The sequence below is a fragment of the Cloacibacillus sp. genome, assembly GCA_036655895.1.
Lineage (GTDB): Bacteria > Synergistota > Synergistia > Synergistales > Synergistaceae > JAVVPF01.
In genome coordinates this window covers 12,980-35,721 of the sequence record JAVVPF010000003.1, presented here as the reverse complement: position 1 = coordinate 35,721, position 22,742 = coordinate 12,980, and the positions used below count along the sequence as shown (strand labels likewise).

At 56.0% G+C, this 22,742-nt stretch carries 21 protein-coding genes; 12 read left to right on the top strand and 9 right to left on the bottom strand.

Translation table 11 applies throughout. From position 1 onward, the window contains the following. Window positions 1–181: 181 nt before the first annotated feature. The 12 genes from cysK (at window position 182) to RRY12_01805 (ending at window position 11,303) form a co-directional block, all read left to right on the top strand. Window positions 182–1,102: a cysteine synthase A gene (gene cysK / locus RRY12_01860; GenBank protein ID MEG2183400.1), complete on the top strand. Its 921-nt coding sequence runs from the start codon at window positions 182–184 to the stop codon at window positions 1,100–1,102. Window positions 1,103–1,182: 80 nt separating this feature from the next. After that, the gene (locus tag RRY12_01855; protein MEG2183399.1) at window positions 1,183–1,764 is read left to right on the top strand and encodes a methyltransferase type 11; all 582 of its coding nucleotides are present in this window, start codon (window positions 1,183–1,185) and stop codon (window positions 1,762–1,764) included. A gap of 69 nt (window positions 1,765–1,833) precedes the next feature. Next, window positions 1,834–2,511, top strand: a complete 678-nt coding sequence (locus RRY12_01850; GenBank protein ID MEG2183398.1) for a metallophosphoesterase — start codon at window positions 1,834–1,836, stop codon at window positions 2,509–2,511. 26 nt (window positions 2,512–2,537) lie between these two features. After that, window positions 2,538–3,557 carry a hypothetical protein gene (locus tag RRY12_01845; protein MEG2183397.1) on the top strand — a complete coding sequence of 340 codons (1,020 nt, stop codon included), beginning with the start codon at window positions 2,538–2,540 and terminating at the stop codon, window positions 3,555–3,557. A 494-nt stretch (window positions 3,558–4,051) separates the two neighbouring features. Further along, window positions 4,052–5,545, top strand: coding sequence for a sodium-dependent transporter (locus RRY12_01840; protein ID MEG2183396.1), 1,494 nt, complete (start codon window positions 4,052–4,054; stop codon window positions 5,543–5,545). A gap of 241 nt (window positions 5,546–5,786) precedes the next feature. After that, entirely contained in the window at window positions 5,787–6,536 is a 750-nt protein-coding gene (locus tag RRY12_01835; protein MEG2183395.1) for an aspartate/glutamate racemase family protein, read from the top strand. Between the two features lie 247 nt (window positions 6,537–6,783). Then, window positions 6,784–7,104, top strand: a complete 321-nt coding sequence (locus RRY12_01830) for a (2Fe-2S)-binding protein (protein ID MEG2183394.1) — start codon at window positions 6,784–6,786, stop codon at window positions 7,102–7,104. A gap of 13 nt (window positions 7,105–7,117) precedes the next feature. Continuing rightward, complete coding sequence (locus RRY12_01825; GenBank protein MEG2183393.1) at window positions 7,118–8,218, top strand: FAD-dependent oxidoreductase; 1,101 nt, start codon at window positions 7,118–7,120, stop codon at window positions 8,216–8,218. 3 nt (window positions 8,219–8,221) lie between these two features. Beyond that, window positions 8,222–8,746 (top strand): 4Fe-4S dicluster domain-containing protein, encoded by a 525-nt coding sequence (locus tag RRY12_01820; GenBank protein MEG2183392.1) that lies wholly within the window; start codon window positions 8,222–8,224, stop codon window positions 8,744–8,746. 1 nt (window position 8,747) lies between these two features. Further along, the gene (locus RRY12_01815; GenBank protein MEG2183391.1) at window positions 8,748–9,029 is read left to right on the top strand and encodes a (2Fe-2S)-binding protein; all 282 of its coding nucleotides are present in this window, start codon (window positions 8,748–8,750) and stop codon (window positions 9,027–9,029) included. A 1-nt stretch (window position 9,030) separates the two neighbouring features. Next, window positions 9,031–10,179, top strand: a complete 1,149-nt coding sequence (locus tag RRY12_01810) for an FAD-binding oxidoreductase (protein MEG2183390.1) — start codon at window positions 9,031–9,033, stop codon at window positions 10,177–10,179. 191 nt (window positions 10,180–10,370) lie between these two features. Further along, window positions 10,371–11,303, top strand: a complete 933-nt coding sequence (locus RRY12_01805) for a LysR family transcriptional regulator (protein MEG2183389.1) — start codon at window positions 10,371–10,373, stop codon at window positions 11,301–11,303. Between the two features lie 74 nt (window positions 11,304–11,377). Here the strand turns inward: RRY12_01805 and purE are convergent, their stop codons facing one another. The 9 genes from purE to purQ all read right to left on the bottom strand — a co-directional run bounded on the left by purE (window position 11,378) and on the right by purQ (window position 22,740). After that, on the bottom strand, window positions 11,378–11,896 hold the full coding sequence (purE, locus tag RRY12_01800; GenBank protein MEG2183388.1) for a 5-(carboxyamino)imidazole ribonucleotide mutase: 519 nt from the start codon (window positions 11,894–11,896) through the stop codon (window positions 11,378–11,380). Window positions 11,897–11,899: 3 nt separating this feature from the next. Further along, window positions 11,900–13,186 (bottom strand): phosphoribosylamine--glycine ligase, encoded by a 1,287-nt coding sequence (gene purD, locus RRY12_01795; GenBank protein MEG2183387.1) that lies wholly within the window; start codon window positions 13,184–13,186, stop codon window positions 11,900–11,902. 9 nt (window positions 13,187–13,195) lie between these two features. Next, on the bottom strand, window positions 13,196–15,334 hold the full coding sequence (gene purH / locus RRY12_01790) for a bifunctional phosphoribosylaminoimidazolecarboxamide formyltransferase/IMP cyclohydrolase (GenBank protein MEG2183386.1): 2,139 nt from the start codon (window positions 15,332–15,334) through the stop codon (window positions 13,196–13,198). Then, window positions 15,316–16,329: a phosphoribosylformylglycinamidine cyclo-ligase gene (gene purM / locus RRY12_01785; GenBank protein MEG2183385.1), complete on the bottom strand. Its 1,014-nt coding sequence runs from the start codon at window positions 16,327–16,329 to the stop codon at window positions 15,316–15,318. Before purM ends, purH begins: the two co-directional genes overlap by 19 nt. Beyond that, window positions 16,330–17,697 (bottom strand): amidophosphoribosyltransferase, encoded by a 1,368-nt coding sequence (purF, locus tag RRY12_01780; GenBank protein ID MEG2183384.1) that lies wholly within the window; start codon window positions 17,695–17,697, stop codon window positions 16,330–16,332. It lies immediately after the preceding gene. Between the two features lie 6 nt (window positions 17,698–17,703). After that, window positions 17,704–18,417: a phosphoribosylaminoimidazolesuccinocarboxamide synthase gene (locus RRY12_01775; GenBank protein ID MEG2183383.1), complete on the bottom strand. Its 714-nt coding sequence runs from the start codon at window positions 18,415–18,417 to the stop codon at window positions 17,704–17,706. A gap of 80 nt (window positions 18,418–18,497) precedes the next feature. Next, on the bottom strand, window positions 18,498–19,871 hold the full coding sequence (gene purF / locus RRY12_01770; GenBank protein MEG2183382.1) for an amidophosphoribosyltransferase: 1,374 nt from the start codon (window positions 19,869–19,871) through the stop codon (window positions 18,498–18,500). Window positions 19,872–19,876: 5 nt separating this feature from the next. Then, on the bottom strand, window positions 19,877–22,027 hold the full coding sequence (gene purL, locus RRY12_01765) for a phosphoribosylformylglycinamidine synthase subunit PurL (protein ID MEG2183381.1): 2,151 nt from the start codon (window positions 22,025–22,027) through the stop codon (window positions 19,877–19,879). Beyond that, window positions 22,027–22,740: a phosphoribosylformylglycinamidine synthase subunit PurQ gene (gene purQ / locus RRY12_01760; protein MEG2183380.1), complete on the bottom strand. Its 714-nt coding sequence runs from the start codon at window positions 22,738–22,740 to the stop codon at window positions 22,027–22,029. The genes purL and purQ overlap by 1 nt, the downstream gene beginning before the upstream one ends. Window positions 22,741–22,742 lie beyond the last annotated feature (2 nt).

The window sequence follows — 22,742 nt, the reverse complement described above, 5'->3', positions numbered from 1 at the left end:
TGATTGTAGCCTCACGTAAATTATTTCGCAAGTTCTACATTTGACGCAGTTCAATCATATTGAGACGCGCTATAATAACTCATTATCATCCGCTTGAAAAGGCCGCTATTTTGATGAAAGGCGCGGCGTGACGGCGGGGACGGCTTTTTGTGCGTCTTATTACGGACGGGAGAGATATTTTATGAAGAACATAGACGATTTGGAAATAATGGAACTTATAGGCGGCACGCCGCTTTACAAATTAAAAAAAGATACCGGCGGCGCAGAGGTGTGGATAAAGCTTGAAGGTTCAAACCCCGGCGGCTCGATAAAAGACCGCGCCGCGTGGGGGATGCTTAAAGATGCTCAGGAGAAGGGCCTTTTGCGCGACGAGAGCGTCATCGTGGAGCCGACCAGCGGCAACACCGGCATAGGGCTTGCGATGCTGGGCCGCGCGCTTTCCCTTCGCGTCATACTGACGATGCCGGAATCTATGTCAAAGGAACGCAGAGCGGTGCTCGCAGCCTTCGGCGCGGAGCTCTTTCTCACGCCGGCGGCGGAGGGGATGGCGGGCGCTATAGCTGCGGCGCAGAAAATACTTGCCGACGACCCAAACGCTATAATGCTCGACCAGTTTTCAAACCCCGGCAACCCGATGGCGCACGAGCTGACCACAGGCCCAGAAATACTGGCGCAGCTCCCTGATGGAGTGAAGCCGGCGGCGCTCGTAGCCTCGTTTGGCACGGGCGGCACCATCACGGGGCTTGCACGCGCGATGCGCAAAGAATTTCCAGAGATGGAGGTCATAGCGGTCGAACCCGCGTCAAGCCCGCTCGTCACCGAAGGGCGCTTTGGGCCGCACAAGATACAGGGCATCGGCGCGAACTTCGTCCCAAAGAACCTCGCTATGGACGAGATAACGCGGTTTGTCACGGTAACGGACGACGAGGCGATCGAGGCGGCCAAGTGGCTTGCTGCCGAAGAGGGGCTTTTCAGCGGCATTTCCGCGGGAGCCAACGTCCACGCCGCAATAGAGGCGGCAAAACTGCTTCCGAAAGGTTCTGCGGTGGTGACTGTGCAGCCCGACCGCGGAGATAAATATCTTAGCGTTTTTGCGCAATAAAGTGCATCTACGCCTGTACAAATTATAGATTTACTGCTAATTTATTATGAAGATGCTCGAGTTTGGAGGTTGTCTTGCTCTTGGAACAGGTTGAAAATAAAATCAAAGAGAAAGTGCTTTTTATAAAAAAATTTGTAACAGAACCGCGCACAATAGGAAGCGTAACTCCAAGCTCGCCTCAGTTGGCGGCATCTATGCTCTGTAATGTCGACTGGAGCCGCGTGCGGACGGTGGCGGAGTTTGGAGCGGGAACGGGCGTGATGACGCGCGCCATAATGGATCAGATGAATCCGCACACAAGGCTCTTCGCCTTTGAGATAGAGGACGAGCTGCGCCGCTGCCTCCGCAGCGAGACCGGCCTTGACATATACGACGACGCGACGCGCCTGCCCAACGTACTGGCGCAGGAGGGCATAGAAAAGGTGGACCTCATAGTTTCAAGCCTGCCTTACACCGTCCTTCCGCGCGAGGTGACCGAGGCGGTGCTTGACGGCATCTCATCGACGCTCGCCAGCGACGGCAATTTCGTCGCCTTTCAATATTCGCTGCACATGAAGGGCGCCTTCACGAAAATATTCCACGACGTCAAGACCCGTTTCGTGATGATGAACATACCGCCGGCCTTTGTCTACGACTGCCGCAGCCTCAAAAAAATAAAATAAACGGGTTTGCCTGCCTTATTTAAGTAAGCCCGTATTCGGGTCTCTTTTTGAGACGAAAGGGGCGATAGGATGGCGACACAAAGGATACCACCGAACATACCAAAACCCACCTTGCAGGAGATACGAGACTGCCCAATAATCAGAAACTTTGACGATCTCGGCATCTGGTTCGGCCTCAACCCTCCGTGCATCGATGCAAAAGATATGGTGCTCCACATCTCCGACACTCCGTCAACTATTTATCCATACCTCAAACGCGCGCTGCGCCGGCTGAACCCAGCATGGATAGTGCACACCGGAGATTTTGTAGACAACATCAAACTAGAAACGCGCCGTGGAATGCTTGACCTTTACAAGAAAAAAATAAAAGAATTTTTCTCCGTTTTCGCAGATGAAGATTACGGCGCCATCCTTGTCACCGGCAACCATGACGACGCGCCGACGCTGCTTTCGGCGCACCACGACAGCTCTGTGCAGGTGTGGACGTCGCCGGGCAGTTTTTCAATCGGCGATTTCACCTTTAGGGCCGGGCACACCTTTCATGACGTGGCAACCGCGCCGGCCCAGTACAACCTGTTCGGCCACGACCTACAGCATACATCAAGCGCCGCCCCGGACGGAAAAATGTTTTTGAACGGCATCCAGTCTATGTATCTGATCCACATCCACACAGGTGAAGTGACGGCTATACCTTATCCGCCAGGCACGGACAACGCGAGGCTCCAGCGGAAAAGAGTAAATCTTTAAGAGATCCCAAAAGGAGGCATGGAGCAATGATATCGCTGATAAGGACGGGACCGGAAAGCATAGCTCTCAAACTTTCCTCAGGTACGCAGGAGATGAGGCACAAACTTGCGGCGTGGGGCACGCTCGTCTCGTTTGACCCAGAAAGCGCGCTGCGAAGATACGGGCCGACCCGGCGCCTTGTTTTTTTGACCGCGCCCGCGGAAAACGGAACCATCCACGAAACATACGTATCCGAGAACCCCATCGAACTTTTTCTTGCAACGATAATCAACAGCCGCATGACGGAGGGAGTGCGGGACGTAGCGCTGCTGCCGGGGTATCTTATGATGCGCCTTTTGGGGGACGTAGAGCGCGGCGTGGAGGCCATACACCGCGACCTTGGAGGAGAGATAATCGACCGCGATCCGGTCTTTCTTCCGAACCTTCCCGGCACCTCCTCGATAATATATTTCACGCAGAAGTCGCTTGCTAAAACGATATCCATAGATGACATCCACCCGCGCGCGCTCCTGATACATTCCAGGTCGAAGGGCGCGCTGGTGCAGTTTCTCTCCGTCCACGGGATAGAATATCTCGGTGACGCGCTCGGGACGCCGGATTGGAACGACATCGAAATAAAGATCTGCGATTCGGACGGCCTCTTTGACCTCCATCGCCAGCGGCTGCTCACGGTGACGCAGGGGATGCAGATAGGCATGATACTGGAGGAAAAGTGGGAGCGCGAACAGGCGCTTACGCGGCGCACAATACCGGTCTATATGCTGAAGCTCTACACGCCGCTTGACGTGGAGACGATAAAAAAACTTGCGATGGGCCTCGAGTACAACGAAAAAGGAAAACGCTTCGTCGATTTTGACGTCTTCCACGACGACAGGAAGGTCTCCGCCTTTACGCAGCTTGAAAAAAATCCCGGAATGACGCGAAACGAGATAGGAATAAAAAACCGCAACGAGATATTAAAAAACTTGGATTTAGATTCCATCAACGAGCTGCTGCGGCTAGAATCTGAGATTGAGCTCCAAAATAAAAAACCTATAGTCAAATGATGAGCGCTTGCTAATATATAAAAATTAAATATTTAATAGCTTTATTTTCGATAATTTTGCCGGTTTTTCATCTGTTGAGAAGATGAAGAGCCGGCAAAAATTTTTTCACAAACAATTCTCCAAACCATAATTGAAAATTTTTAATAAATAATATCGAACTATTTGATATGTATGAACTAAAATTTAAATTTATTCGCGCTACAGCTAGTTTTTTCGCGCTTCGGACCATAATACATCTTAATATTTTAACAATTACTTTAGAATAATCTATTATACTTAATTATTGACATAAATATAAAAAATGGTAAACTAAAAAAGTCAGTTTAAATTATTCATTTTTAATTTATTTCAACAATATGTGTTTCGCCGATCCACGTTGGAAAGGAGAAGAGCCTCTTTGGAAATGCAAAGAGGTATGACGGAGTGCGGCTTAATGGCCTGGATGTTGTTTTTTTGCGCTAAAAAATCTTTAAAAAGGAAAGCGGGGTATACACATGGCGGAAATTAAAAAGGGCGGAGAGCAATTCTCCAGCCGGTGGGGGCTTTTGTGCACCATACTTGGTATGGCCGTAGGTACTGGAAATATTTGGAGATTCCCGCGTGAGGTCGCCTCAAACAACGGCGGGGCTTTTATACTTATCTGTTTTCTTGCGCTGTTTATTTGGGCTGTTCCGCTTATCTGCGCTGAATCCGTATTCGGTAAAAAAACCAGGATGGCAAACGCCGGAGCCTTTAAAGCGCTTCTAGGCCCAAAGTTCGCGTGGGTCGGCGCTTTCTGCGCGATGGTCTGCATCATGCTTGGCTGCTATTACGTAGTCGTTCTCGGATGGGTCATGAAATATCTTGCGCTCATCTTCACCGGGTTCCTCGACGTCGTAAGAACCGGCGGCACGGATTTCGCAACGGAGTTTTTTAAAGGCTTCGCAACCTCGCCTCCCGCCTTCGAAGCGTGGGCCTGGTTCATCGTAGCTGTCATCATCTCCGCGCTCATCATCTTCCGCGGGATACAGGGCGGCATTGAGACCGCGAACAAGATAATGATACCGGCGGTTTTCATCCTGCTTGCCATCCTTCTTGTCCGCGTTTTGATGCTTCCGGGCGCGTGGAAGGGTTTTGAGTACATGTATCATGTGGACCCGAAGGATTTCCTCAATCCGAGGGTGTGGCTCGCGGCCTTTACTCAGGCGGCCTGGTCCTCCGGGGCAGGCTGGGGCATGTTCCACGTTTACTTCGTCTATGCCGCGAAAGATGAAGACATCGAACTGAACGCGTTTACTGTCACCTTTGGAGACATGGTGGCGGCGATGCTGGCAGGCATGGTCGTGCTGCCGGCGGTCTTTGCGCTCGCCCCCGACCCTATGGCGGTAATGAAGTCCGGCGCAAACGGCCTCACCTTCGTCCACCTGACGAACCTCTTTGCGCACACCTCAGGCGGTTTCATCATGGCCGTGCTCTTCTTCCTGGCGCTTTTCTCAGCCGCCCTTTCCTCCGTCATCGCGATGCTTGAGACCGGTACGCGCAACCTTATCGACATGGGCTTCTCGCGCGTGAAGGCTACGCTCTGCGTTACGGTATTCTTCATGTTCGTCGGTTCATTCTCGGCGCTCGACAACAGGGTCTTTGAAAATCAGGACATGGTCTGGGGTGTCGCGCTGCTCGTCGTCGGGCTCATTTATTCGCTCGCCTCGATCAAATACGGCGTCGGCAAACTTTGGAACGAAGATATAGCTCCGTGCTCCGACATACATGTAAGGTGGATGTGGAGCTGCATCAAATTCTTCCCGTTTGAATTTGCCTTCGTGTGGGGCTGGTGGATGTGGGACGCGGCCTCGTGGTATCCGGGCGAATGGTTCAAGTTCTGGCCCATCACGAAGTATCAGTACACGCCTGGCGCAATGGTCATGGAATGGCTGCTGCTCGCGATGGTCTGCCGCCTGCTCAATCCATTCATCTCAAAACGCCTCATCCATTCCAACAAACTAGACTGATCTTCCGGCTGTGAAAGGAGAGTGCTGAATAATGTGGATACTTAATATGATTGTTTGCATAGGTATAGGCTTTGGGTGTTTCATCTGGGCCATCATACGCACAATGAACGCGGAGAGCAACAAGAAATAAATATATTTTGTCATTTCTGGAAGAGACGGGGCGCGCGCTCTGTCTCTTCTGACTTAGAGCATACGCGGAAACATATTTTCTCTATTTATCTTTCATAAGGGGGAAGAGAAGTTGCCTTTATACAAAATCAAATCAAAATCGCGCTCATGGGACGGAGAGGCGGTCGGCATACTTATTTTAGACGCGGCCTATCCGTGCGTGCCCGGGAATGTCGGCAACGCCACCACCTTTCCGTTTCCCGTCCGCTACCACGAGGTGCGCGGCGCCTCTATCGACCGCCTTTTGAATCAGCGCGACCCGTCGCTGCTCGCCCCGTTTGTAGAGGGCGCGCAAAAGCTGGAGGCCGAAGGGGTGCGCGCGATAACTGGCGCCTGCGGCTTTATGGCGCTCTTTCAGCAGGAGATAGCCGACGCCGTTGATATTCCAGTATTTATGTCGAGTATGCTTCAGGTGCCCTTCGTTCTCCGCACGCTGAAACGCGGCAAAAAGGTCGGCATCATCTCGGCGAACGCCTCTGTCATGACGGAGCGGCATCTGCTCAACGTAGGCATCACGAAAGAAATGCCGGTTGTGCTCTACGGCATGGAGGAAAAGCCCGAATTTAGCTCGTCGGTGCTTGGCGAAAAGGGAACGATGGATACCGACGTCGTTGAGCGCGAGATACTTGAGGTCTGCGACCTGATGCTTGCCGAACACCCGGACGTCGCGGCTATACAGCTTGAATGCAGCGACCTGCCGCCGTTCTCTGCGGCCGTCCACCGCCACACGGGGCTGCCGGTGTTTGATTTTATAACGATGATAAGGCATTTTGAAAGCGCGCTGAACCCAACGGAATATTCCGGCGTGGCGTACCGCATGTAGAAAAAACAGGCGAGTATCCGCGGAAGAAAAACGTGACACCACAATAAATAAACTTAACTTCCAATATTTAATAATATAGCTAATATAATTTACCATGGTTTTGTTAAATGCCCAATACATCGATATTATATAGCCGTAACTTTCAATTTTTAAAAAATATAAAGCATGATATTATATTAATGTTTAAATATCATTTTAGTTTTATTTTATTGTTGTTTTAACCGAAATTCAGGGAGGGAGAGAGGTCATGGAACTTATCAGCAGACACCCGATACTGGAGTACGAACACGGCCGCGAGATCGCCTTTACCTTCGACGGACGCGAGCTCAAAGGGTTTGAGGGCGAGCCTATAGCTATGGCGCTTCACGCAAACGGAGTCCATATCTATCGAGTGACGCCGGAGATGAAAAGAACGAGGGGCTTTTTCTGCGCTATCGGCAAATGCAGCTCTTGCTTTATGGTGGTGGACGGAGTGCCAAATGTACGCACCTGCGTCACGCCTCTTGCCGCCGGCATGAAGGTCGAGACGCAGAAAGACAAGGGGCGCGTCCCCATGGAAGAGTGCTAGAGGGGGCATGACGATGAAAAAAACTTTTGAGACAGACCTTCTGGTGATAGGCGGCGGAGCCGCTGGACTTTGCGCCGCGGCGGAAGCGGCCGGCGCTGGCGCCAACGTTACGGTGATTGAAAGCGACCTCCACCCGGGCGGCCAGCTTGTAAAACAGACGCATAAATTTTTCGGCTCGCGCGACGAGTACGCGGGAACGCGCGGCTATAAGATAGCGGAGATCCTTCTTGACGAGATAAAATCGCTCGGCGACAAAGTGGATATACGCTGCAATTCAACGGTGACAGGCTACTACCCGGAAGACGGCGTCTTTACCGTGATGAAGGGCGAAGACGAATATTACCGGATAAAAGCTAAAAAGGCGGTCATGGCGACCGGCGCTCAGGAAAGAATGATACCCTTCACAAACAACGACCTTCCCGGAGTATACGGAGCCGGTGCAGTTCAGACCCTTATGAACGTCTACGGAGTCGTGCCGGGCAAAAAGGTGATAATGGTAGGCGCTGGAAACATCGGTCTTATAGTCAGCTATCAGCTGGCGCAGGCCGGAGTCGAGGTCGCGGCCGTCGTCGAGGCGATGCCTAAGATCGGCGGCTACTGGGTGCACGCGGCGAAGATACGGCGTCTCGGCATTCCCATCCTCCTGAGACACACTGTCGTTGAGGCTACGGGAGACAAGGTGCTTGACGGCGCCGTCATACAGGAGCTGGACGACAAATTCCAGCTAATAGGCGAGCCCGTCAAGGTAGACTGCGACATCATCTGCATGGCCGTCGGGCTTACGCCTACAACGGAGCTTTTCTGGCAGGCCGGATGCAAAATGCAGTTCGTGCCGCAGCTTTGCGGATACGTTCCCTTCCGCGACAAAACCATGCGCACAAGCTGCCCCGATATGTGGGTCGCGGGAGACGCCTCCGGCATAGAAGAGGCTTCCGCCGCGATGGTTGAGGGGCGGATCGCGGGCCATTCCGCGGCGGCGGCGCTCGGGCTTAAAACGGACGCTAAAAAATTTGACGAATACTGGACGAGGCTTGATCATCTCCGCGCGGGCGAAGTCGGAGAAAAAATACTGGCCGGCATCGGCCAGGTGCTTGTCAGCGGATGGGAGGCGTAAAAGATGGGCTGCTCATGCAACTGCCTTGATAAAGAAAAATTATTCAACAGCGGAATATTAGTAGAGCACTCGACGGGCGCCGTACTGCCGCCCAAAGAGGCGTGGGAGAAGAAAAAAGGCGGATACGCGGTAATAGAATGTCCGAAGCGCATCCCCTGCAACCCCTGCTACACAAGCTGCCCTACGGGCGCGGTGCTGCCCTTTGCGGATATAAACGACACTCCTGAAATAGATTACGAAAAATGCACCGGCTGCGGCATCTGCGTTTCAAGATGCCCCGGGCTTGCCTGTTTTGTTATAGACCTTACCTACAGCGACGACAAGGCCGTCATTAAACTGCCATACGAACTTATCCCGCTGCCCCAAAAGGGCGCGCTTGTAAAATGTCTCGACCGCACAGGCAAAGAGGCCGCGTGCGGCGAGGTGATAGCGGTAACAGAGCCGTCGAAAGACAGGACCTACGTAGTGAGCGTAGTCATTCCAAAGGCGCTTGCGGATGATATCCGCGCCATAAAGGTGGTGTGCTGATATGGCAAAAGCCAATGTTATTTGCCGTTGTGAAGAAATAGAAATAGACGAAATAAGAAAATGGATCGCGGCGGGCTACACCGAATTTGACGAGTTAAAACGTATCCTGCGCGTAGGGATGGGCCCCTGTCAGGGACGCGGCTGCCGGGACATCATCATGAGGGAGCTTGCGCGCGCCACCGGAAAACCCATGTCAGAGATACGCTCTGGCGTCATTCGTCCTCCGGTAAAGCCGATAAAGGCTCATTTGCTTGCCGACGGCGGCGATCAGGAGGTGGAATAAAATGACTGATAAAACAGCGGATGTGATAATCGTCGGAGGCGGAGTACACGGTGCTTCTACGGCCTACGAACTTGCGAAAGCGGGAGTGAAGACCGTACTCTTTGAAAAGGAATATCTAGGCTCTGGACAGTCGGGACGCAGCGCGGCGGGGCTTCGCCAGCATTTCGGGACGGAAACGAACCTTCGCATGGCGAAATACAACCTTGAAATATTCCCGACGCTTGAAGAGGAACTAGATACGGGAATGAAGCTAGAGTTCACGCAGTGGGGGTATATGTGGGTAGCCTATTCACAAGAGAGCCTCGAACAGCTGCGAAAGAACGTAGCGCTCCAGCAGAGCCTTGACATCCCCTCCGTCATGATGACGCCGCCCGAGATACACGCGCGCTGGCCCTACCTGAACCTTGACGGCATCATCGGCGCCGCCTTCTGTCAGGACGACGGGCACATCAACCCCCAGACGTTGACGCTCGCCTACGGGCACGCGGCAAAAAGACTTGGAGCCGACATAAAGACCTATACGAGAGTAAATAGGCTGCTTGCAGAGGAGGGCAAAATAAAGGGAGTGGAGACGGAAAGCGGCGAACAATGGTTCGCGCCGAAAGTCCTTCTCTGCGTCGGAGCCTATACGAACGATCTCTGCAATACGGTCGGCGTTGAAGTCCCCGTTTATCCCGAACGCCACAACATACTTATAACGGAGCCTGTCGAGGTCTTTGAGTGTCCGATGGTGCTCTGCCTCGACGACGGCGCCTACTTCAAACAGTGCCCGAACGGCACCTTCATGTTTGGACGCGACGACCAGGGCGAGCCTCACACCTATGAATGCGGCAACAGCGCGAAATTCCTCGAAGGCGTCACGAAAAGCGTCTTAAAGCGCATCCCTGCGCTCTCCGACGTCCGCGTCGTGCGCCAGTGGTCAGGCCCCTACGACAACACGCCAGACCACAACGCGATAATAGACTGGACGCCGGTAGAAGGGCTGCTTATAAACTGCGGCTGGAGCGGTCACGGCCTCCAGTTCGGCCCTTCGGGCGGTAGGATATGCAAGGAGCTGCTTATGGGCGAAAAGCCATTCGTCGACCTGCATCGTTTCCGCCTTTCAAGATTCGCAGAAAACGACCTATTCTTCGAACCTGCCTTTATCTAATCGGCAGACTACCCTTTCAGAAACCACACTGGCGGCTCATAAGAGCCGCCAGTGTGGTGTTTAATTCTTTACTCTCGGTTATAATATACTGAAAACAAATCATCACAAAATTTGGGGTCGTCATTTTTTTTGCGGTTTTTGAAAAAATCAACATCCTTGCAACAGCAGTCATTTTCAGTGAGGTGATAAGGATGCACGAGAAGGGGATCGAAACGTTTCTTGCCGTCGCCATGTCGCGGACTCTTGGCAAAGCGGCGGAGCTGCTCAATGTGACTCAGTCCACCATCAGCTACAACCTGAGCGAGCTTGAAAATGAGATGGAGATGATACTGGTCGACCGTCAAAAAGGCATGAAATCTGTCTGCCTGACGCCGGCAGGGGAGAGCTTTCTTCCGTTGGCCTTGAAATGGCAGGAGGTGAGCCGCGAGATAGCAAACGCGCGCAGCCCGGGGAGCGGCTACTCCCTCACGGTAGGAGGCTCGGAGAGCGTGAACTGCCGTCTTTTGCCGCCGGTCTACCGCGAGCTGCTGGCTCATAAGCCGCCCGTTCATTTGAAGATACAGACTGACCCCTCCGACCAGATGTACCAGGCGGTGGAGAGCCGTGAGCTGGACGTCGCCATCACCATCCACGAAAGAAACACAAGATATGTCCAGATAGAGCCTATCTACAGCGAGGGCGTCACGGTGGCGCGCATCCCGCATCCCGGAGAGGCTCCGGCTTTGCAGATAAACGCCTCTGCGCTCGACCAGAGCATGGAATTTTACATTGAGTGGAGCGGCGTCTATCGCCTCTGGCACGACCATGTATGGGACCCGCTGAAATCGCTGAAAGTAAGGGTGGACTGCGTAAAAATTGTCACCTCGCTTATGCGCCGTCCCGGTCAGTGGTGCATCATACCGGAGTCCGCCGTAAACCAGTTTGCGCGCGAAACGCCGAACGCGGTATTTCAAACGCTCTGTGAGTCTCCGCCGGACATCGTATATTACAAGCTGACGCACAGATGTCCGAAAATGAGTTCCGAGCCGTGTCTTGAAATTTTCAACGGCGTGCTTCAAAAACATATCGCTTATCTCAACAGCCAAAAGCAAAATAAGACCACGGGCGCCGAAAAGCATTTATAAAAATATATTATTCGAGCAAAAGCAAGGGCCGCCGATTTAATCGGCGGCCCTTGCTTGTAAAGCGTCAGTAATAGTTATTTGTAGGCTTCTTCGGGTGCTGCGGGAAGTTTGTCCAGCTTTTCGCGGCTTTCGCGCACCTTGCGCGCCTCTTTTTGCGCGTAGGCTTCAAGCTTTTGCGTCAGCTCGTCGTCGCAGGCCGCTACAATGCGCGCCGCCATCAGGCAGGCGTTTTTCGCTCCGTTCAGGCCGACGGAGGCTGCGGGCACTCCGGGAGGCATCTGCGCTATTGAAAGCAGAGCGTCCATGCCGTCCATGGCGCCGCCCTTGACTGGCACGCCTATGACGGGAAGCGTGGTGGCGGCCGCCACTACGCCGGGAAGCGCGGCCGAAAGGCCGGCCACCGCTATGAGCGCCTTTATCCCGCGCGCGCGCGCGCCCTTCGCGTAGTTTTCCACGTCCGAGGGGGTGCGGTGCGCCGAGGCGATAGCCACTTCGTATTCTATTTCAAGCGTATCCAGCACCGGGGTACCCTTTTCAACGACGGGGATGTCCGACGCGGAGCCCATGATGATGCCGATCTTTGGTGATGCCATAGTTTACGCCTCCATTTTCAGCGATTTGTCGCCGATGTCGTTTCTGTGATGTTCGTCTTTGAATTTTATCCGTTCGGCGCGCGCGTAGGCCAGCTTTTTCGCGGCGGCGAGGTCGTCCGCGATGCCGACTACCGTAAGTACGCGGCCTCCGTTCGTCACAAGCTCGCCCTTCTCGTTGAGCTTCGTGCCCGCGTGATAGACGAAAGTATTTTCATCTTTTTCGTCCGCTTCGTCCGCGCCGGTTATGACGTAGCCCTTTTCAAATGTATCGGGGTAGCCGCCGGAGGCCATGACTACGCCCAGCGCAACGCGCGCCGCGCCCGGCCACTCGGCCTTTTCAAGCTCGCCGCTTGCGCAGGCGAGCACCGCCTCTCCGAAGTCTCCTCCGAAGGCGGGAAGCACCACCTGAGTTTCAGGGTCGCCCAAGCGCACGTTGTATTCAAGCACGGAAAGCGCTCCGCTTGGTTCTATCATTATGCCCGCGTAGATGACGCCGCGAAATGGTATGCCGTCGCTGTTCAATCCGTTTACGGTGGGCGTCAGTACTTCGTCTGTCACCTTTTTCATGAAGGCGTCGTCCACCCACGGCACCGGCGAGTAAGCGCCCATGCCGCCTGTGTTGTTTCCCTTGTCGCCGTCGTTCGCGCGCTTGTGGTCCTGGCTTGACGGCAGTATCCTAACCGTTTTGCCGTCTGTTAAGGCAAGCACCGTCATTTCCATGCCGGGAACGTAGTCTTCCACCACTATGAGGTTGCCGGCAGTTCCGAGCTTCTGCTCATCAAGCATCATTCGGCAGACGGCGACGGCCTCTTCATAGCTTTCGGGCAGGAAGGCGCCCTTTCCCGCGGCGAGGCCGTCAGCCTTCACCACGAACGGAGCGCTGCGTTTTTTCAGCGCCGTCTCGCACTCCGCGATGTTTGTGCAGAGGTCGAAGTCCGACGTCGGGATGCCGTGTTTTCTCATGAAGCTCTTTGAGAAGGCTTTGCTGCCTTCAAGCCTCGCGCCCGACGCGCCGGGGCCCATGACGGGAATGCCCGCCTCGCGCAGGGCGTCGGCCGTGCCGGCCACAAGCGGCGCTTCCGGGCCGACAAAGACAAGCTCTATGCCAAGCGACGCGCAAAGCGCAGTCATCGCTTCTGGGCGGCAGATGTCGCCCTCATGGCACTGCGCAAGCTTCGCTATGCCGGGGTTGCCGGGGCAGCAGTGCAGTTCGGAGGTTATCTTTGACTTTGAAAGGGCGTGGACGACCGCGTGCTCGCGGCCGCCGCCCCCAAGTACCATTACTTTCATTATAGTCTCCTAGTGGCGGAAGGTGCGCGTGCCGCCGATAAAGAGGCTCAGGCCAAGTTCTTCGGCCTTCTGTATCACCTCGTCGTCGCGGATGGAGCCGCCCGGTTCTATGACGGCTGTGACTCCGGCCTTTGCCGCAAGCTCTACCGAGTCCGCGAAGGGGAAGAAGGCGTCGGAGGCGAGCACCGAACCGCGGGCCTTATCTCCCGCCTGCTTCATCGCGTATTCCGCGGCGTCTACGCGGTTTGTGAAGCCGCCGCCAATGCCAACCGCGGCTCCGTCTTTGACCAGCACTATTGCGTTGCTCTTTGTGATGGCGGCCGTCTTCCATGCGAAGATGATGTCGTCCCAGAGCTCGGGGCGCGGTGTGCCGTGCCATTTGCCGTCCTGCTGCGTCGGCAGCGCGGGAAGTTTGTCCTCCTGCGCGAGATAGCCGCAGCGGTTGCCGATGAGCTGGAGTTTCGGCGCGTATCCGGCCTTTAGCTTCAGCACGCGGAGGTTAGGCTTCTTTTCTTTCAGGTAATCGACTACGCCCTCTTCAAATTCAGGCGCGGCCAGGATCTCAAAGAAGGTCTCCGTTATCGTTTTTGCAGTTTCGAGGTCCACCTTGCGCGTCATACCGATGATGCCGCCGAACGCGGAGACAGGGTCGCAGGCGAGCGCCTTTTTGAAGGCTTCGATGGGCGAAGCTCCCATTGCCGTGCCGCAGGGCGTCGTATGTTTTACTATCGTGCAGGCGCAGGCGTCCTGGAAAACGGAGCAGCCGCGCAGCAGCGTGTCGAGGTCGAGCAGATTGTTGTAGGAAAGTTCCTTGCCGGAGAGCTGTTCAAACGGGCTTTCTTCAAGCGGGGGCATAAAAAGGGCCGCCTTCTGGTGGGGGTTTTCGCCGTAGCGGAGCTTCTGCTTCATTTCAAGCGGCAGCACCTTGTAGGCTTCAACTTCGTCCTCCGCGCCAACCTCTTTGCAGAGGCCGCGATAGATTACGGCGTCGTAGGAGGCCGTTTTGCGGAAGGCTTTGAGCGCAAGCTCCTGCTTGAACTCAAGCGTAAATTCCTGCTTTTTTTCAAGCTCGTCGAGCACGCGGCCGTAGTCGTCTATGTCCGTTATAACGGCTACGTTGTAGTAGTTCTTTGCTCCGGCGCGGATGAGCGACACTCCGCCTATGTCTATTTTTTCAATGAGATGGTCGAGGTCGGCGCCGCTTTTCGCGGTCTCTTCAAAGGGGTAGAGCGTGCAGACTACGACGTCGATGAGCGGAATGTTGAACTTCTCGCGGTCCTCGTCGTCCTGAGCTACGCCGCGTCTTGCCAGTATTCCGCCCATTATGGTCGGATGCAGCGTCTTTACGCGGCCTCCCAAAATGGCGGGCAGTCCCGTCATGTCAACTACTTCCGTTACCTTGACGCCGCCCTCTTCAAGGTGTTTCGCGGTGCCGGAGCTGGATACAATCTCATATCCGTGCGCGGCAAGCCCGCGCGCAAGTTCGAGTACGCCAGTCTTATCCCATACGGATATAAGCGCCTTTCTCGTCTCCATCTTTTTCACTTTGTCAGCCTCCCATTGATCTATCTCTACCGGATGATTTTCAAGGAACTCTTTCAGCGCGAGTTTATATATTTTATGCTCCACGGCGTGTATCTTTGCCTCAAGCGTCTCTATCGTGTCGTCTGCTTCGCGCCGCACGCTCTGCTGCGCCAAAATCGGCCCATGGTCAACTTCTTCGTCCACTATGTGGACAGTCACTCCGGTTTCAGCCACGCCGGCCTCCCATGCGTCGCGTATGCCGTGCGCGCCGGGAAAGGCGGGCAGCAGCGCCGGGTGGATGTTTATGATGCGGTGCGCGAAACGCCGTACAAATTCGGGTGAAAGTATGCGCATGAAGCCGGCGAGCACTATCCAGTCCGTATGCGTCTCTTCGATTGCGGCGGCAAGAGCCTCTTCCGCGCAGCTCCGCCCGTCGCGCTTATAGAAGAAGACGCGCGTGGAGGCGCCAAGAGCGGCCGCCTTCATCAGCCCTTTTGCTTCAAGATTGTCGCTTCCCACGAACGATACCTGCGCCGGCAGCTCTTTTGTGATGGAGGCCCTTAAAAGCTCCTCCATGTTCGTGCCGGTGCCTGAGATCAGTATCGCTATGCGCGGTTGGTACATTTTATGACCTCGCCTATTACGACGGGCTTTTCGCCAAGCTCGCAAAGCGCCGATTCCAGCGCTGCAAGCTCTTTGGGCGCTACTATGAAGACGTAGCCGATGCCGAGGTTGAATACCTTGCGCATCTCTTCTTCGTCAATGCCAGCGCTCTGGATGAGGTCGAAAATCTTCGGGCGCTCCCATGATTTGAAATCTACAAGAATATCAAGGTGCTTCGGGATGACGCGGATGACGTTGCCGTACATGCCGCCGCCGGTGATGTGCGCCATGCCGTGCACAACGCCGGTCTTTATGGCCGCAAGCGCTGCCTTGACGTAGAGCTTCGTCGGGCGCATTGCCGCCTCGCCTACGCTCTCGTTCCAGCCTTCCGGGATCGCATCAAGAGGCACGTTCAGCCCCTCCGCGCCCAGAGCGCTGCGCACGAGGCTGAATCCGTTGCTGTGTACGCCGGAGCTGGGAAGGCCCACGATGAGGTCGCCCTCCTGAATGGAACTTCCGTCGATTATCTTATCGCAGTCGACTATGCCTACTGAGAAACCGGCCAGGTCAAAGCCGTCGGCGCCGTAAACGCCGGGCATCTCGGCCGTCTCGCCGCCAAGCAGTGCGCAGAGGCTTTCGTCGCAGGCGTCGATGACGCCCTCAACGACCTGAGCCAGCATCGATTCGTCCAGCTTGCCGCACGCGGCGTAATCGAGGAAAAAGAGCGGGCGCGCGCCGACCGTCACGAGGTCGTTCACGTTCATGGCTACAAGGTCCTGTCCGAGGCCGCGGTAAAGCCCCGCCGCCTTCGCCAGCTCCAGTTTTGTGCCGACGCCGTCGCAGCACGCGGCGAGGCACTGGCCTCCGCCTATGCTGTAAAGCCCCGCGAAGCCGCCCACGCCGCCCACGCAGTTTGGATCTTTAGGATGCTTTGCGAGAAGTTTTTTGATAGTCTCCACCCAGGCGTCTCCGCCCGATATGCTTACTCCAGATTTCTCATAGCTGAGCTTGCTCATTTAGCATTTCTCCTGTTTGTCGTCTTCGAGGTATTTGCCTGAAAAGCAGGCGGTACACAGTTTGTCGGCGGGGAGGCCTATGGATTCAGTGAGGTCCTCCTCTGTAAGATAGTCCAGAGAGTCCGCGCCTACCTTCCGGCACAGTTCATCAAGCGTCATGCGGACGGCGGCTAAAGTCTCCTGCTTTCGCGTGTCGATGCCGTAGCGGCAGGGGTGCAGAACGGGCGGGGAGGCGATGCGAAGGTGGACCTCCGCCGCGCCGCAGTTTCTTATCATCGCCACGACGCGTTCCGCCGTAGTGCCGCGCACGATCGAGTCGTCGACGATGACCGCCTTCTTGCCGTTGAAGACCTCTTCTATCGGGTTCAATTTTATTTTCACGCCCAGCTCGCGCACCTTCTGCGTTGGCTGGATGAAGGTGCGTCCGACGTAGCGGTTGCGGACGACGCCCATTTCAAAGGGCGTGCGCGCCGCGTGCGCGTAGCCTATCGCTGATATAGTTCCGCTGTCCGGCATTCCCGCCACAAGGTCGGCGTCGCCGCACGGGGACTTGAGAGCAAGCCTGCGTCCCATCTCTTTTCTCGTTTCGTAGACGGAACGTCCGTCGATGATGCTGTCGGGGCGCGCGGTGTAGACGTACTCAAACGAGCAGTGCATACAGCGCCCGCATTTTTCCTGCCTCACGCGGAGGCTTGTCAGCCCCTTTGAGTTGATTACGACGATCTCGCCCGGCTCCACGTCGCGCAAGAGCTTCGCGCCTACTATGTCGAGCGCGCAGGATTCCGAGGCGGCGTAATAGACGCCGTCGCGCTCACCGAGCACCAGAGGCTTGAAGCCGTACGGGTCGCGCGCCGCGACGAAGGCGTCTTCAAGCAGCACTGCTATAGCATAAGAGCCTTCGAGCCTTTTGAGCGAGTCCACGAGCGCGTCCACCGGCTGCATGTGCGAACGCTGCGCCATAAGGTGCAGCACCGCCTCCGAGTTCGTCGAAGACTGGAAAATAGCGCCGCGCTGTTCAAGCTGCTCCGTAAGCTCCGCAAGGTTCGTCACAAGGCCGTCGTGCGCGATGGCGACAGGGCCGCGCGCGTAGTTGGCGCATATAGGCAGCACGTTCTGGAGCTGGGAGCTTTCAAGCGGCACACAGCGGACGTGCCCTATCGCGCAGGAGGCCTTTTCGTCCGCAAGCTTCTGCTGGTCTATCGCGTTGTGAAGGAGGCCCACCCCGTGCGCCGAGGCGACGCGTCCGTCTTCCGTCCACGCGATGCCGGCGGATTCCTGCCCGCGGTGCTGCAAGGCGTAGAGGCCGAGATAGACCTCCTCGAGTACGGGCTTTCCCTTTGCGCTGTACGCGCCGAAAATTCCGCTCATATCAGGCTAAGCTGAAATTCTCTTCCAGATCTCTTCGTATGCGCCGAGCACATCGCCGAGGTCCTTGCGGAAGCGGTCCTTGTCAAGATGGTCGCCTGTAGACTTGTCCCAGAAACGGCAGGTGTCGGGGGAGATTTCGTCGGCGAGTATAAGATTGCCCTGCATATCCTTGCCGAACTCAAGCTTGAAGTCCACAAGCACGACGCCCAGCTTCTCAAAGTAATCCTTGAGGATGGCGTTCACCTTAAGGGAGATGTCTTTGATCTTGTCCAGCTCTTCCTTTGTCGCCCAGCCGAAGAGCAGGGCGTGGTCTTCGATGATGAACGGATCGCCAAGCTCGTCGTCCTTGTAGCACATCTCAAAGAGCGGGCGCGGCAGCGTCATGCCCTCAGCGACGCCCAGACGCTTGCAGAGCGAGCCGGTCGTGATATTGCGCACGATCACCTCAAGCGGCACGATGTTGACGCGCTTCACAAGCTGGTCTGTTTCGTTGAGCCTTTTTACAAAATGCGATTCAACGCCGTTTTCAGCGAGCATCGTGAAAAGCTTTGACGAAATGTTGTTGTTGAGGACGCCCTTGCCGCTCATAGTCGCCTTTTTGAGGCCGTTAAAAGCGGTGAAGCTGTCCTTGTATTCGACGATAACGTAATTTGCGTCCTCCGTCGTGTAGAGCCTCTTTGCCTTGCCTTCGTAGATGAAATCCTTTTTTGTCAGTTCCATTTCAATGCGCCTCCGCAATTTAGATTTTTATATTTTTTTACCTTATACACAGCATCAATAAAATATTTTATTACGCGAGCCTATACTTCGAGCAGATCGCCGTCCTGATTTTCGTCCACATAATCGCCGTCAAAACATGCTGTACACAGTTCGTCGCGCGGAAGTCCTATAGCGCGGCAAAGCTCCTCGCAGCTTATATATTCCAGCGAGTCCGCGTCTATCTTGCGGCAGAGCTCCGGTATCTCCATCTGAGCCGCGACAAGCTCCTCCGAGCTCGGCGTGTCTATCCCGTAATAACAGGGAAAACGCACGGGCGGAGAGGCTATCTTCATGTGCACCTTGCTCGCTCCGCTGTCGCGTATCATCGAAACGATGCGGCCGGCCGTCGTTCCGCGAACAAGGGAATCGTCCACCAGCACCGCCTCTTTGCCCTCGAAAATGCCGGGCTGAGGGTTCAGCTTTATCTTCACGCCCGCGTCGCGCACGCGCTGCGTCGGCTGAATGAAGGTGCGCCCGACATATCTGTTGCGCACGACGCCGGCCTCAAACTCCATGCCGGCTTCCTCCGCGAGGCCCAGCGCCGCGAGCGTGCCGCTGTCCGGCATCCCCGTGACGACCGCGTCTTTTTGGCAGTCCAAGCAATGGCCGAGACAGGCGCCCAGATTCTTTCTTGCCTTATATACAGACCTGCCGTCGATGACGCTGTCCGGCCGCGCGAAATAGACATATTCAAAGGCGCATTTGCGGTGACGCTGCGCCTGTTTTTTCATCTTGCGCGAGATGATGCCGCGCCTGTCGATCACCAGCACCTCGCCCGGCTCCACGTCGCGCACAAGCTCCGCGCCTATCATATCCAGCGCGCACGACTCGGAGGAGACGAAATAATCGTCTCCGCGCCGTCCAAGGACGAGCGGACGAAACCCGTAGGGGTCGCGCGCCGCGATAAGGCAGTCTTCAAGCAGAACGGCGAGGCTGTAGGCTCCCTGCAACTTGCCAAGGGCCGTCTCCAGCGCTTCAAGCTGCACCGTCGCCGGCTGATGGGCCATCAGCTGAATGATAGTCTCCGTGTCGCACGAAGTCTGGAAAATAGCGCCGCGGTTTGCAAGATAGCTGGAAAGAGCCGCCGCGTTCGTAAGATTTCCGTTATGCGCGATCGCTATCGGCCCCTGCGCGTAATTTGCGCCAAGCGGCTGGCAGTTCTCGGGCCTCGTGCCTCCGGTCGTCGCGTAGCGCACATGTCCTATCGCAGTGTGCGCCTCTATCTTTGCCAGCTCGCTCTGGGAGAGCGCCTCGTGAACAAGTCCAAGGCCCTTTTTGATGTGTACGGAGCCTTTATCCGTCCACGCGACGCCCGCCGATAGCTGGCCTCTGTGCTGCAGAGCGCAAAGTCCGAGATATATGTCTTCCAATACGGCATTGCCGCTTTGGCTGTACGCTCCGAAAATTCCGCACATATTATTTATTTTTCCTCCGTAAATGCTTTCTTAAGCTCTTCAAGCGGCAGAGAGAGAACCTCGCGCCACGTAAATTTATCGCCGCCGGCAGTGCCCGCCTTCACGCACGGAAAACCGGCCCACGCCGCTTCAAACTCCGCCGCGCGCTCGGGCGCCACGGAATAGACCGCGCGCGCTCCGCCCTCTGAGAAAAGCGTTTTTTCCACGCGCGTTCCAACGGGAAGCGTTATCTCCATGCCTGTATCGGACGCTACCGCTTCGTTTGCAAGAGCGGTAACGAGGCCGCCGCCCGCCACTACGCGTCCAGAACGCGCAAGCTGGCGGTGCGCCACGTCAAGCGCCGCCTTTCGGAAAGCCTTTTCAGCCTCAAAGTCTGTGGCGACGGTGACGCCAAGCGGCCTGCCGTCTTTGTACTGCTGATAGCGCGAGCCGCCGAGCGACCCTTCCGCTTTGCCCACGAGATATACGGCGTCGCCCGGTTGTGCGCGGCCGGCGCGGACAACTTTGTCGCGGTCCACCACAAGCCCAGCCGTCACAACGAGCGGAGTGGGGAAGATGCGGTCGGTCGCGGTCTCGTTGTAAAGGCTGACGTTGCCGGAGACTACGGGGCAGTCAAGAGCGCCGCAGGTCTCCGCAAGTCCGCGCAGACATTCCTTTAATTCGTAGAACTTCTCAGGGTCTTCGGGAGAGGCGAAATTCAGGCAGTTCGTCATGCCCAGCGTCTCTGCGCCCGTGAGCCACAGGCCGCGAAGCGAAAGCGCCATAGCCTCCGCCGCTCCAGTGTACGGGTCCGTCCAGCACTTGTACGGCTCGGCCTCCATCGTAAGCACGCAGGCGCGGCGCGTTTCCGGCACCTCCGTTATCGCCGCGGGTTCGCCGGGGCCGGCTATCGTGTGGAGCTGCACCATGGAATCATACTGCTCCCATATAGCGTCTTTTTTATGTCCGTTGGGGCAGGAAAGCATCTCAAGCAGGTCTGCCGCCGCGTCCGTGCATTTTAAAGAGGCGGGGTCTATCGCCTGACGGGCGGGCATATCCTTTGGCTCGGCCGCGGGCCATATCTTCTCCGGCGTGTCGCCAAGGATAGAGGTAGGCAGCTCCGCTTCGAGATTTCCGTTTTTGTAGACGCGGTAACGTCTGCTGTCCGTCATAGTGCCGACCACGGCGCAGTCAAGGCCGTAGTGTTTTGCGAGCGCGAATACCGCCTCCAGCTGAGGCTCTTCGACGACGAGCAGCATTCTTTCCTGCGACTCCGAAAGGAAAATTTCCCACGGGAGCATGTCAGCTTCGCGTAGCGGTATCTTTTCTACCTCTATGTCGATGCCGCAGCCGCTCTTGTGCGCAATCTCGCTAGACGATGAAAGAATGCCCGCCGCTCCCATGTCCTGCATAGAGGCGATGAGGTTCTTTTCAAGCAGGTCGATGCAGCACTCAATAAGCAGCTTTTCTTCAAACGGGTCGCCTATCTGTATCTGAGGCTTGCTGGCCTTTGAATCCTCGTCAAGCTCGCGCGAGGCGAAAGAGGCGCCCGCGATTCCGTCGCGGCCCGTCTTTGAGCCAAGCAGCACCGCGAAATCGCCCGGCTTCGCCGTCTGCGAACTCGCCATCTTGTCTAGCCGCACGAAGCCCGCGCTGAACGCGTTCACAAGCGGATTGTCGTTGTAGCAGGGAGAATAAAAAGTTTTTCCGCCGAGGATGGGCACGCCCACCGCGTTGCCGTAAGCGCCGATGCCCTCAACGATGCCCTTTGCCAGATTCTTTGTCTTGCGAAGCGACGCGTCGCCGAAGAAAAGGCCGTCCATAGAGACGGTAGGACGCGCGCCCATCGCTATAATGTCGCGGATGATGCCGCCCACGCCGGTCGCGGCGCCCTGAAACGGAGCCACCGCGGAGGGGTGGTTGTGGCTTTCCACCTTAAAGGCGAAGCCCCAGCCCTCACCCATATCCACCACGCCGGCGTTCTCGCCCTGTCCTTGCAGCACATACTTCCCCTTTGACGGGAAAGTGCGCAAAAGCGGGCGCGTAGATTTATAACTGCAATGCTCGGACCACATTACGCCGATAAGCTCCAGTTCGAGAGCGTTCGGCTCGCGTCCGAGCAGTTCTATGATCCTCTTGTATTCTGATTCCGAGAGTCCAACCTTGCGGAAATCCATTAACGTCTACCTCTCTTTGCGAAATCTTCTGCTATAGAAAGCCAGAATGCCGCGCCGTCCGTTCCGCCGTTCAGATGCGATACCGTCGAGCGTTCAGGGTGCGGCATAAGCCCCAGAATGTTTCCTTCCTTATTACAGATGCCGGCGATGCCGTTCAAAGCGCCGTTTGGCGCGTACTCCGCGCCCGCTTCGCCGGTGTTCGGGTCAGCGTAGCGGAAGACCACCTGCCCCGCCTCCTCAAGCGCATCAAGCTCCGCCTTCGGCAGGAAATAAAGCCCCTCGTGGTGCGCGATGGGGTACTGGGCTATCTCGCCCTTCTTCATGCCGGAGGTGAAATGGTTTTCCGTCTGCTCGACCCTCACGTAGCATTTTTTGCAGAGGAAGGTCGTAGTAGTGTTCACCAGCAAAGCGCCCGGCAGCATCTTTGTCTCCGTAAGCACCTGAAAGCCGTTGCAGATGCCGAGCAGCAGCTTTCCGGCCTCCGCGTGGCGGCGCACCGCTGCTATGATGGGCGAACGCGCCGCCATCGCGCCGGAACGCAGATAATCCCCGTACGAGAATCCGCCGGGGAGGATAACGAGGTCCGGCTCGGAGGCGAAGTCCGTCTCCTCATGCCATACCATATCGACAGGTGTTTTCAGCGTCTCCGCGACCGCCCGCTGTACGTCGCGGTCGCAGTTGCTTCCTGGAAAAACGACGACGGCTGTTCTCATCG